Here is an 11,198-nt window from a genome sequence, read left to right on the forward strand (position 1 = left end):
ATGTCGGGTTCGATTCAGGATACCTTCTTTGAGGAGTGCGAAGAGCTCCTTGAAGCAACGGATGAGGGGCTGACCGCCATCGAAGGAGGCGATCACGACCCTGAGACAGTCAATGCAATCTTCCGCGCCGTGCACTCGATCAAAGGCGGTGCCGGGGCCTTTGGCTTGGACGACCTGGTGGCCTTTGCCCACCGGTTCGAAACCGTCTTTGACGAGGTGCGCGCCGGCCGGATGGAGCTGGACGCAAAGCTGATCCAGCTGCTGCTGCGCTCCAGCGATCAACTGTCGGCGCTGGTCGAAGCCGCCCGGGACGGTGGCGAGATAGACGAAGCGCACAATGATACGCTGCTGGCAGCGCTGGATGAATACATCCCCGAAGAAGAGGAAGACCTCACCTTCGAGCCGATGGGGCTTGGCGCTCCGGCGCCGGTGGCAGATCTGGGTATTGTGCCGGAAGCGCCGGCAGAACCGCAGGAGGAAACCTACCGGATCCGGTTCCAGCCGCTGAAGGAAATGTACGGTACCGGCAATGAGCCGTTCTTCCTGTTCCAGGCGCTTAAGGACATGGGCGATCTGACCGTAAAGCTTGACGAAAACGAGCTGCCCGGCTTTGACGCAATGGATATGAGCGAAAGCTACCTGGCCTGGGACATCACTTTGGTGACCAAGGACTCCCGGTCGATTGTCGAGGCAGTCTTCGAATTTGTCGAAGGTCTCTGCGAGTTGTCTATCGATGGCGAAGGCGACGCGGAAGCGGAAGCCAATGCACTGGCTGCCCTGGACGCCATGTTCAGCGCACCTGATGCTCCGCCCGCAGCGGACACAACAGAAGGGGAGGCGCCCGCAGTCCCTTTTGAACCGCCGGTCCCCGCACCTGAACCCGAAGCCAAGCCGGCACCTGCCGAAGAAAAGGCATCGGCCCCGAAAGCCGAGAGCGGCAAGCAGGAGCAGCGCGGCGGTCCCAAGCCCACGCTCCGCGTCGAGCTCGAGCGGGTGGACCGGCTGATCAACGCTGTCGGGGAGCTTATCATCAACCATTCGATGCTGGCGCAGCAAATCGCCAACCTCGATGTCTCTGATACACGGGACGTTGAAACAGAGCTCGAAGGTTTCAAAAACCTCGCACGCGACATCCAGGAAGGTGTCATGGCAATCCGTGCTCAGCCGGTGAAACCGCTGTTCCAGCGCATGGCCCGGATCGTCCGGGAAGCTTCGGCTGCGACAGGTAAAACCTGTAAACTCGTGAATGAGGGCGAAAACACCGAGGTCGACAAGACGGTGATCGAACGGCTGTCCGACCCGCTGACGCATATTCTGCGCAATGCGGTGGACCACGGGGTCGAAAAACCCGAGGACCGGGAAACCGCCGGAAAATCGAAAGTCGGTGAAATACGGCTGTCGGCTTCCCATCGTTCTGGAAGTGTTTGCATTGAAATCAAGGATGACGGGGCCGGTGTGAACCGCCCGCGGGTCAAACAGATCGCCATTGAGAAGGGCCTGATCCCGGAAAATGCCGAGCTGACTGACGGCGAGATCGACAATCTCCTGTTCGCGCCTGGCTTCTCCACCGCCAAGGAGGTGTCAAACCTCTCCGGACGCGGTGTCGGTATGGATGTGGTGAAGAATGCGGTGACCGGCCTGGGCGGCCGCATCAACATCTCCTCCACGCCCGGAAAAGGGTCAACGTTCACGATCATCCTGCCACTGACCTTGGCGGTGATGGACGGCATGGTGGTGTCGGTCGCTGACCAGACCATGGTGGTGCCGATTACTTCTATCGTCGAAACGATGCGCGGCAGCGATGACATGATCAACAGCCTCGGCGCCGACGGCACCCTGCTGTCGATCCGCGGCAATTTCGTGCCCATCTGCGACGTTGCCGGCAGCCTGGGGCTGTACCGCGAAAGCGACCGGCAGGCCGGCGTCTATCTGCTGGTGGAAACCGAAACCGGCCAGCGCTGCGCTTTGGCAGTGGATGACATCCACGACCAGCGCCAGGTGGTGATCAAAAGCCTGGACGGCGTCTGCGGGGAAATCGCGGGCGTTGCCGCAGCAACCATCCTTGGAGACGGCAAGATCGCCATGATCCTGGACCCTGAAAGCATCATTGCGGCCTCGCCCACAGCGGCCGCCTTTGACACCGAGCGGAGAATGAGCAATGCAAGCTGAAGCGAAGCATACCGATCAGGAAGTGAAACACGCTGAACACAGCGAGTTTGTCAGCTTCACCGTGGCCGGGCAGGCCTTCTGCCTGAAGATCACCCAAATTCGCGAGATCAGGCGCTGGTCACCGGTGACGATCCTGCCGCATGCTCCGGCCGACGTGCTGGGGGTGATGAACCTGCGCGGTGCGGTGATCCCGATCTACGATCTGTCCGCCCGTTTCGGCCTGCAGCAAACCGAAGCCAGCGAACGCAATGTCGTCATCGTCGTTTCGGTGCATGGCAAGCCGGTTGGCCTGCTGGCCGAGTCGGTCTCCGAGATTATCTCGATCAATCCGGACGACATCCAGGACACTCCGCCGGTCGATAGCCGCAACACGATGGAGTACATCCAGGGCATCATCTCGCATGATGACACCATGGTGCGCATCATCAATCTTGATGCGGTGATCTCGGCTCCGGAGCAGGTGATGCCGTGAGCGCAGCAGGTTCCATTTCCCCCAGCACAGAGAGCTTTTCGCTGTCGGACCAGGAATTCGAAGCCATTGCGCAGTTCGCGCATAAAAACTTCGGCCTGGCCATGGCGGCCAGCAAAAAGCCCCTGGTGTCTTCACGCCTGGCCCGCAAGCTGCGCCAGCGCAACATCACCAAATTCAAGGACTACCTTGCCAGCCTGGACGGCCCCAATGCCGACCAGGAACGCAGCGGGCTGCTGTCGCTGCTGACCACCAATGTGACCCATTTCTTCCGGGAGCCGCACCATTTCGAGACGCTGCGCAACGACGTGCTGCCGCCGCTGATCGAACAGGCGCGCCGCGGCGGCCGGGTGCGGCTGTGGTCGGCGGGTTGCTCGAACGGGCAGGAGCCCTATTCGATTGCCATGACCGTGTTGGATATCTGTCCCGAAGCGGCGCAGCTGGATTTCAAAATCCTGGGCACCGATATCGACCCGGTGGTGGTGCAGTACGCACAGGCGGCGAAGTACCCCGAGGACGAACTGGCCCAGATTGATACAAAATACAGCAAGCTGGTGCCCAAACGCGATCCCGACGGACGCTTTCCCGAAAGCCTGCGCAAGCTGATCACTTTCGGGGTGCTGAACCTGATCGAACCTTTCCCCTTCCGCGGCAGGTTCGATGCGATTTTCTGCCGGAACGTTGCGATCTATTTCGACAACCCAACCCAGCAGAAGGTCTGGAGCGCTTTTCAGAATGCCCTGAACCCGGGCGGTTACCTCTTCATCGGTCATTCCGAGCGCATGTCAGGCCCGGCGGCGCAGCAGCTGAAGACGGCCGGGATCACCACTTATGTCAACTCATCCGCAGGCAGGAAAACCTGACCGCGGCTGCAAGCAGAGCAGAAGGAAAGAAAAAATGAGCTTGAAAGACTCTCTCCGCGTTATGGTCGTTGACGACATGTCGACAAGCCGGGGGATCATCACACAAAGCCTGGATGAGATCGGCATCAAGAACTATATGGTCGAGAACGCCGGCCAATCCGCCTTTCAGAAACTGACCCAAACACCAGTTCATCTGGTGCTGTCGGACTACAACATGCCGGGCATGGACGGGCTGGGGCTGCTGCAGGCCGTGCGCGGCCATCAGGTAACCCAGCGGGTTGGTTTCATTCTGGTAACCGGCAAACCAACGCCGGAAATGATCCAGATGGGCAAACAGCTGGGCCTGAACAACATTGTCCGCAAGCCGTTCACGGTGGCCACGATGAAACAGGCCATCGAACAGGTTGTCGGGCGGCTATAACCATGGAACGCCCCGACAAAGCCCTAGGCGAATTATGCGCCGCGTCGGCCTGGGAGATGGAGCAGTTGCGCAGCCAGATGCAAGCGTTGGAAGACGTTGTCCTGGACGTGCTGGAACGCGGCACCGCCCCGACCAGCCAGGAACTGCGCTCGTTGCAGGACTTTGATCTGGTGATCCAGACCCTGTCCGGCCTCTCCGGTTTCTACAAGCGCGTACAGGCGCAAGTTGATGAATCCGGGCCTGCCGATCTGCCGGCCGCAGCTGCCGGGGTCACCCTGGAAAAGCTGCGCGAGCGGCTGCGTGCCGCAGGCAGCATGGCAAGCACCTGAAATCAAGCGGCCCCGCCCGACCCGGGCGGGGCCGTTTTTTCACCTTCAGCGGCGGCGAATTTCCTTTTTCTTTGCTGCCGCAGCGGACTACATTGGGTCATAGCTGAAACTGCCGGCCCGGGTATTCGCATGTCATTTCTCATCAAGCCTCTGATTTTCGCAGCCTGCTTGCTTGTTGCAACGGGTGCGCAGGCCGCAAGCGACCGCATTGCTCTGGTTATCGGCGTGGCGGATTACCAGTACCTGCCGCCGCTGGAGAACACCCGCAACGATGCCGTGGCAATGGCGGACACCCTGGAAGGGATCGGCTTTGACGTCAGCCTCGCATTGGATCCCGGCACCTCGGACATGGTGCAGCTGCTGGAGGATTTCACTTTCCGTTCCGAAGTGGCGGATCTGGCTCTGGTCTATTTCGCCGGCCACGGGATTGAAGTGCAGGGCGAGAATTTTCTGATCCCGGCTGATGCCCAGGTGGCCAGCAACCGCGATGTGCAACGCCAGTCCTTGTCGCTGAAACAACTTCTGGGGGCAGTGGACCGGGCACGCAAGATGCGGATCGTGATCCTCGACAGCTGCCGTGACAACCCGCTGGGCGATTCCATTACGCTGGAACAAAGCAGCAGTGAAGCTGCCGAAACGAATGCCGCAACCCGCGGCGGCGGCGGCATGGCAGCAGCCGATCCGGACCGCGGCACCCTGGTGGCCTTTGCCGCCAAAGACGGCCAGGTGGCGTTGGACGGCTCCGGCAGCAATTCGCCCTATGCCACTGCGCTGATAGAAAAAATGGTGCAGCCGGGGCTGGAGATCAGCCTGATGTTCCGCCAGGTGCGCGACCGGGTGATGGAAAACACTGCTAATCTGCAGGAACCGCATACTTATGGCTCACTGACCGGTGTGCCTTTCTATCTTGCCGGCCCGGGCAAAAATGATGCTCCGGTCACGGTTGCAGATGCCTCCGAGGCCTGGGCGGCGCTGAAACCCGACCAGGAAGAGCAGCTGCTGGCGCTGGCGGATCTTGGTGATACCCGCTCGATGCTGGGCCTAGCCTATATCCGGCTGAACCCCAATGAAGGCCGGTTTGATCCAGCCGCGGCGGTCGGTTTTCTGCAGCGCGCTTCCGATGCCGGCTCTCCCGAAGCGCAGTTCGAACTGGCCAAGCTTTATGAACGCGGCACAGGTGTCGCAACGGACCCCGCCAAGGCGTTGGAATTGTACCAGGCTGCTGCAGCGCAGGATTTTGCGGATGCGATCAACGACCTTGGCTTCTTGCACTACCAGGGCGGGCTGGGATTGCCTGCCAATCCGAAAAAAGCCCTGACCTTTTTTGAACGCGCCGCGGATCTGCGCCATCCGCAGGCCCAGTTTAATTTCGCTGCCTTGATAGATGACGGTCTGATCCCGTCGAAAGGTCCGGAAGATTCAGCGCATTATCTTTATGCAGCTCTGCGCAGCGGCAGTTCTGATGTGCTCAACCTGCTGAGCGAGCGGCCCAATATGTTCACTCCGCAAACCCGGCGCTCTCTTCAGCTGAAACTGAAGGAGAACAACTTTTATGCCGGTGCCATTGATGGCAATTTCGGGCCTGGAACCCAACGGGGAATCCGGCAGGCTTACGGGCTGGAAGGCTGATTTTCAGGTCAGCGCAACACCATCACAGCTGACCGTCCGCAATCCACGCATCCAGCTGGCGGCGGCTGATCTCAAAGTGCATGCTGTCTTCGCGCCGGAACCCGGCGCCCCAGACCCAGCCCTGATCATAAAAGAAATCCGCCATGATGGTCAGGCCCAGCTGGGTCTTGCCGTCGGTGAAATTATCCAGCTTGCCGTCGATATTCAGATCAACGGCCAGGCCGTAGCTGTGGGTGGACAATGAATTTGCGGTGCCGCGGATCCGGCGCACACACAGCGCGCCGGCCGTATTGATGCGGGCATATAGGTCCGGGTCCGCCTGGCGGATGTTTTCAAACACCACCTTCAGGCTTTCGATCGCCGGGCGCAGCATGCTGACCCGGATCGGTCCGACCTGTTCGGTCACCAGCTTTTCCTTGAGGTTCGCATTGGTCATCGGCTGGCAGGTATCGTTCAAATCCTCCCGCGGGCGGCCCAGTTTCTCTGTCAGATACTTGCCGCCTGTGACCCGCAGCCCGCGGTTCACGTTCAGCCGGTCGGCGATCAGCACGACCTGGGCGTAATCCAGATCGGCGCCGCCGGTCTGGTTCCAGATTGCGGCCTCGCCCGCCGCGTCATCGGTAAAAGGGGTGCCGCCGCCTGCCCCTCCAGCGGGCAGGCTGGCAACCTCGCTCTGCAGATCCGTCATCCGGGATTGCAGATCCTCGACCTGCTGGCGCAGCATCTCGATTTCGATCCGCGCGGTCGAATCAACACCGCCCGCCCCTTGGAAGTCTTCTTCGCTCAGCAGCCAGCTGAGCCCGAACCAAACCGCCGGAGCCAGCACAAGGCCAATGGCGATTATCACTGCTGGCAGAACCCGCATTTTCCCTCCCGGATCATTTGCGCCCATTTCAATCCCTCGCCGCGCGGCAGTAAACCCCCTGATTACAACTTGCCGGAAACACCGTGTTTTTTTCCCTCGCTTCACTCTGCCTGCCATTGGCAGGCCGCAGGTGCTGGTATAGACTGCCAGCCATGTTGAAATGGCAGGGGAGGGCGCCGGGCATGATCCGCCTTAAAGGAATTTTTGCAAGTGTTCTGGGTGCGGGCCTGATTTTCGCCCCGCTGGCTCAGGCGCAGTCGAATGGCGGCGAATTGTCGGTCGAGGAAATCACCGAAGCCTTCAAGAAGCAGAAGACGCGCGGCCTTGTGATCGTGCCAAGCAGCGCAACTGCGGCCGAGGATCCTGCGGAGGAAACCGCAACCGTGGCCGCCGCGGCTGAGGAATACAATCCGGTCGACCGGCAAACCCAGATCAATGTCCAGATCTCTTTTGACTTCGACAGCGCCGCGCTGCGCGCCGATCAGGCGCCGAAACTGGCCAATATGTGCGCCTCAATGAAGGCGCTTGATGGCACCGTGTTCCAGATCATCGGCCATACCGACAGCTCTGGATCAGCGGCTTATAATGAACGGCTGTCGCTGCTGCGGGCGCAGGAAGTGCGCCGTCACCTGATCAGCTCCTGCGGTGTGGACGAGGGCTTGCTCAAGGCCATCGGCATGGGTGAGACTGCGCCTTACAACGAAAACAATACGCGCGCCGACGAAAACCGCCGTGTTGAATTCCAGGCTCTGGGCTGATCACAGCCCCGACCCGCGCCGGATGAAAGGCCAGGGAGACTTCCATGCTTGAATCGCGCCCTGGCGACTTGTTCCAGCCGGGTGACCTGCTGAACAATACCTACAGGATTGAAGGCCTGCTGGGCCGCGGCGGCACGTCTCATGTCTATAAGGCACGCTCGGAAATTTCCGGCAACCTGGTGGCGCTGAAGGTGCTGAAACAGGAACTTGCCGCCAATGAGGACTTTACTGTCCTGATGGCGCGCGAGGAGAATATCCGCGAAATCCGCCATGCTGCGGTGGTGCGCTATTCGGAAAACCACCGCACGCCGGACGGCCATATCTATCTGCTGATGGACTATGTAGAAGGCCCCGGTCTCGACAAGCGCCTAAAGCAGGGGCCGATGGCGGCTGAGGACCTGCTGGTGATTTGCCGCCGCGTGGTCCAGGGCCTGCAGGCAGCGCACATCCGGAATATCGTCCACCGCGACCTTAGCCCGGACAACATCATTCTGCGCGGCGGTGAACCGGCCGAGGCTGTGATCATCGATTTCGGCATCGCCAAGGATACCAATCCGGGCGCCCAGACCATCGTCGGAAATGAGTTTGCCGGCAAATACTCCTATGCCGCACCGGAACAGATGAGCGGAAACACCGACGCCCGCTCGGACATCTATTCGCTGGGGGCTCTGCTTTTGGCCAACTTCCGCGGCGCGGCGCCGAAACTCGGCGCCAATCCGATGGAAGTAGTTGAAAACAAGCAAAAACCTCTCGACACAGAAGGCCTGCCCGAGCCTTTCAAAACCCTGATCGAGCGGATGTGCGCCCCGGATCCGAACGCGCGGTTCCAGAATGCAGGTGAAGTTCTGGCCTTTCTGGATGATCCCGATGGCGGCAGCCTGGGGGATATCCTGGATGGCCCGGCTGAAGACGCCACCATTATCGTGCCGCAGACCAGCAAACCCGCCCCGCCGCCGCAGCCCTCCGCCAAGCCGGTTCAGGGCAAGGCAGAGGAAGCAAAAGGCGGCCGCGGCGGTCTTTGGGCGGCCTTGGCGGTTTTGCTTCTGCTCGGCGGCGGCGGGGCCGGTGCCTATTTCAGCGGTATTCTCGACAATGTTCTCCAGCCCTCCTATCCAGTGGCCCGCCCCTATTCTTTCATCGCCGAAAAACCCGCCGATGGTCCGGTCCAGATCGTTGGCAACGTGCCAAGCGAAGCCGCACGGGACGCACTTTTGGCGCTGTCCCAGGATGCCGATCTGACCCTGGCCACCGGCGCGATATCCGACACGTGGGGCGCCGATGTGCTCGACACGGTTGAACCGCTTGAGGGTTTGCGCGAATGGCGCCTGGTGGTCAGCAACAACAAGGCGCGGCTCACCGGCACCACCGACGACACCAACGTGGCCGAAATGCTGAACGAGCTGTTCCGCAACGGCCTGCCCGGCGCCTTGGAAGGCAAGGCCGAGATCCGGTTTGAGCTGCCGATGCTGCCGGTGGCCGAGGTCAAGGCAGTGATGGAGGCTTTTGCCGATTGCGGCCCGCTGCTGCGGGACGGCAATGGCCATTACGACGGTTACGCGCCCGGCGACCCGGTGCTGATCAGCGGCCGCGTCGCCAGCACCGCTACCCGGCTGGAATTGTTTGATGCGCTGCGGGCGCTGGCGCATGAACGCCAGGTGGTGCTGGATGTTGAGGTGCTGAACGACTCGCTTTGTGTTGTCGAACAGCATCTGCCCAAAGCCCCGTCCGGCGGCGCCGAAGTGGCATTCGCTGTTGGCGGAACAACGGTGGAGCCCAATCCGTCGGGCCGGTTCTTTGTCGGCGAAAACCCGGTAATCGATATCGTGCTGCCGGACGATGTGACCGAGGGTTACCTGACCGTGTCGATCCTGGATGTTTCGGGCAATGTGTTCCACTTGCTGCCCAATATCTCGCGCGAAGACAATGCCGTTGCCAGCCTGCGGGACGGTGCCGCCGGCGAAGTTCATGTAAGGGTCGCCTATAGTCTGGAAGAATCCGCCACCGGCGGCGGCATTGCTTTCAAGGTTGACGACAGCACCCTTGGGAAAAGCAAAGTGGTGGTCCTGCACTCCTCGGAACCGCTGTTTGACGGCATGCGCCCGACGTCCGAAAGCGCGGTAGGTTTTGCCGAAGCCTTGCAGGCCAGCTACGAGGCTGATTCCAGCCGGATCCGCTCGCTGGACAGCCGTATTCTGGTGACAGCAAAACCCTGATCAGCGGGCCGGAATTTTATGGCAATTCCAGCTCGGAAAACACACGTGGTATGTCCCGTTTGCGTCTTCAGGAAACGGCGGCGTCACAGGACATCAATCACTACAGCGGTAATATTATCCGCCCCGCCCCCGTTCAGCGCGATCTGGATCAGCTGATCGCCGACGGTCTCCAGCGGTGTGCCGGTCAGCGCATCCTCCAGGATCTGGAAGGTGGCATATTTTGTCAGCCCGTCCGAGCAGATCAGGAAGCGGTCGCCAGGTTCCGTGTCGCCGCGGATCTTGTCGATCTCCAGCTCTTCCCCAACACCTACAGCACGGGTGATCGCGTTGGATTGCGGGTGCTGTTCCGCCTCGTCCCAGGTCATTTTTCCAGCCAGCACCAATTCAGCCACTGCCGAGTGATCCTCGGTCAGCATTTCGATATGCCCGTCCCGCAGCCGGTAGATCCGGCTGTCGCCGGCCCATAACCCGGCAAAATGCTGATTGGCCATCACCAGCGCCGCAACTGTCGATCCGATTGTGCCGCCGCCACGGGCTTCCGCCTCGGTCCGGATCGCCTTGTGCGCGTTCTGTATCGCCTCCCGCAGCGCATGCATCCGCGCCGCAGGATCCAGACCCAGCGGGATCATGGCCGCAGCATCGGCGATCAGCCGGCTGGCATAATCCCCTGCGTCGTGCCCCCCCATTCCGTCTGCCACGAGCCAGATATCATGCTCCGGCAGCGCCAGAACGGCATCCTCGTTGACCTTGCGCTTAATCCCCACATGGGTTTGCGCGGTGTAACGGTATTTGCGCAATTGGTTCATCACAGCCCCTCCGCGTCCGCCCAAACCGGCGCCCCGAGGTCAAAAAGCCCCTGTGCGGTGCCGCCTTGCGGCAGATCCGCACAGGCCAGCCTCCGCGGCACGCCATCCAGCATCGCCGTCCACAGGCTGCAGCCGGTCAGCTTCCCTTCCAGAGCGGCACCCGCCAAGGTGCCAGGCAGCACTTCCGGCCCCTGGGCACCGGCCAAAACAAGACCCGGGCCAGCGGCCGGCAACGGATCCGCCGACCGGATGTCCGGCACTGGAATACCAGCAAGTGCTTCCGCCAGCCTGTCCTTGGTCATCGTATCCTCCAATGCATCCAGCGCCACATCTTCCAGCCGTTCAAACAGCGCATCCTCGCCAAAGCAGGGCACGGCGGCCGTACCATTCCCTGGCAGCGCCGCCATCAGCGTCAGCGGAAACCGCCGGCCAACCCGGTCAACCGAGGGCATCAGCACCCCGATCACCCTTTGCGCCCCGGCCAGTCCGGCAGGCAGGGTAAACCGCCAGATCGGGGCGGTCATGTAGTGGGCGTCAAAATCTGGCCCGTATTCGCCCCGCCCGTCCAGCATAACCTGCTGCAGCCAGGCATCCCAAACCCGCACAAATCCGCCCGGTGTATTCAGCCGGAAAAAATCCCCGGCTGAAGGCATCTTACCGAATGCACCGAACCCCG

At 61.1% G+C, this 11,198-nt stretch carries 11 protein-coding genes; 8 read left to right on the plus strand and 3 right to left on the minus strand.

Annotation, left to right across the window (positions count from 1 at the left end):
• From K3555_RS22155 to K3555_RS22180, 6 genes are all read left to right on the plus strand, one after another.
• The gene (locus K3555_RS22155) at positions 1 to 2,169 is read left to right on the plus strand and encodes a chemotaxis protein CheA (protein ID WP_259992943.1); all 2,169 of its coding nucleotides are present in this window, start codon (positions 1 to 3) and stop codon (positions 2,167 to 2,169) included.
• On the plus strand, positions 2,159 to 2,641 hold the full coding sequence (locus K3555_RS22160; protein WP_129373198.1) for a chemotaxis protein CheW: 483 nt from the start codon (positions 2,159 to 2,161) through the stop codon (positions 2,639 to 2,641). Before K3555_RS22155 ends, K3555_RS22160 begins: the two co-directional genes overlap by 11 nt.
• Positions 2,638 to 3,501 carry a protein-glutamate O-methyltransferase CheR gene (locus tag K3555_RS22165; RefSeq protein WP_260008750.1) on the plus strand — a complete coding sequence of 288 codons (864 nt, stop codon included), beginning with the start codon at positions 2,638 to 2,640 and terminating at the stop codon, positions 3,499 to 3,501. Before K3555_RS22160 ends, K3555_RS22165 begins: the two co-directional genes overlap by 4 nt.
• A gap of 34 nt (positions 3,502 to 3,535) precedes the next feature.
• Positions 3,536 to 3,922, plus strand: coding sequence for a response regulator (locus K3555_RS22170; RefSeq protein WP_027260150.1), 387 nt, complete (start codon positions 3,536 to 3,538; stop codon positions 3,920 to 3,922).
• A gap of 2 nt (positions 3,923 to 3,924) precedes the next feature.
• The gene (locus K3555_RS22175; RefSeq protein WP_129373196.1) at positions 3,925 to 4,251 is read left to right on the plus strand and encodes a hypothetical protein; all 327 of its coding nucleotides are present in this window, start codon (positions 3,925 to 3,927) and stop codon (positions 4,249 to 4,251) included.
• A gap of 129 nt (positions 4,252 to 4,380) precedes the next feature.
• A complete protein-coding gene (locus K3555_RS22180; RefSeq protein ID WP_259992947.1) occupies positions 4,381 to 5,880 on the plus strand; it encodes a caspase family protein in 1,500 nt (499 codons plus the stop codon).
• 22 nt (positions 5,881 to 5,902) lie between these two features.
• Here K3555_RS22180 and K3555_RS22185 read toward each other — a convergent pair whose 3' ends face one another.
• Positions 5,903 to 6,745, minus strand: coding sequence for a M15 family metallopeptidase (locus K3555_RS22185; RefSeq protein WP_134831743.1), 843 nt, complete (start codon positions 6,743 to 6,745; stop codon positions 5,903 to 5,905).
• Between the two features lie 182 nt (positions 6,746 to 6,927).
• On the opposite strand from K3555_RS22185, the gene K3555_RS22190 reads away from it, so the two are divergent.
• Both K3555_RS22190 and K3555_RS22195 read left to right on the plus strand, forming a co-directional pair.
• Positions 6,928 to 7,503: an OmpA family protein gene (locus K3555_RS22190; RefSeq protein WP_260008751.1), complete on the plus strand. Its 576-nt coding sequence runs from the start codon at positions 6,928 to 6,930 to the stop codon at positions 7,501 to 7,503.
• A 44-nt stretch (positions 7,504 to 7,547) separates the two neighbouring features.
• On the plus strand, positions 7,548 to 9,716 hold the full coding sequence (locus K3555_RS22195) for a serine/threonine protein kinase (protein WP_260008752.1): 2,169 nt from the start codon (positions 7,548 to 7,550) through the stop codon (positions 9,714 to 9,716).
• An 83-nt stretch (positions 9,717 to 9,799) separates the two neighbouring features.
• On the opposite strand, the gene K3555_RS22200 is transcribed toward K3555_RS22195, so the two are convergent.
• Both K3555_RS22200 and tagF read right to left on the minus strand, forming a co-directional pair.
• Positions 9,800 to 10,522 (minus strand): PP2C family serine/threonine-protein phosphatase, encoded by a 723-nt coding sequence (locus K3555_RS22200; protein ID WP_260008754.1) that lies wholly within the window; start codon positions 10,520 to 10,522, stop codon positions 9,800 to 9,802.
• Positions 10,522 to 11,175: a type VI secretion system-associated protein TagF gene (gene tagF / locus K3555_RS22205; protein WP_260008755.1), complete on the minus strand. Its 654-nt coding sequence runs from the start codon at positions 11,173 to 11,175 to the stop codon at positions 10,522 to 10,524. Before tagF ends, K3555_RS22200 begins: the two co-directional genes overlap by 1 nt.
• Between the last annotated feature and the right edge of the window lie 23 nt (positions 11,176 to 11,198).

The sequence above is a fragment of the Leisingera sp. M527 genome, assembly GCF_025141525.1.
Taxonomy (GTDB): Bacteria; Pseudomonadota; Alphaproteobacteria; order Rhodobacterales; family Rhodobacteraceae; genus Leisingera.

Bases quoted from the DNA above. Each gene is read 5' to 3' on its own strand.
- K3555_RS22155 (WP_259992943.1), top strand. From the start codon at position 1: ATGTCGGGTTCGATTCAGGATACCTTCTTTGAGGAGTGCGAAGAGCTC.
- K3555_RS22160 (WP_129373198.1), top strand. From the start codon at position 2,159: ATGCAAGCTGAAGCGAAGCATACCGATCAGGAAGTGAAACACGCTGAA.
- K3555_RS22170 (WP_027260150.1), top strand. From the start codon at position 3,536: ATGAGCTTGAAAGACTCTCTCCGCGTTATGGTCGTTGACGACATGTCG.
- K3555_RS22175 (WP_129373196.1), top strand. From the start codon at position 3,925: ATGGAACGCCCCGACAAAGCCCTAGGCGAATTATGCGCCGCGTCGGCC.
- K3555_RS22180 (WP_259992947.1), top strand. From the start codon at position 4,381: ATGTCATTTCTCATCAAGCCTCTGATTTTCGCAGCCTGCTTGCTTGTT.
- K3555_RS22185 (WP_134831743.1), bottom strand. From the start codon at position 6,745: ATGCGGGTTCTGCCAGCAGTGATAATCGCCATTGGCCTTGTGCTGGCT.
- K3555_RS22190 (WP_260008751.1), top strand. From the start codon at position 6,928: ATGATCCGCCTTAAAGGAATTTTTGCAAGTGTTCTGGGTGCGGGCCTG.
- K3555_RS22195 (WP_260008752.1), top strand. From the start codon at position 7,548: ATGCTTGAATCGCGCCCTGGCGACTTGTTCCAGCCGGGTGACCTGCTG.
- K3555_RS22200 (WP_260008754.1), bottom strand. From the start codon at position 10,522: ATGAACCAATTGCGCAAATACCGTTACACCGCGCAAACCCATGTGGGG.
- tagF (WP_260008755.1), bottom strand. From the start codon at position 11,175: ATGCCTTCAGCCGGGGATTTTTTCCGGCTGAATACACCGGGCGGATTT.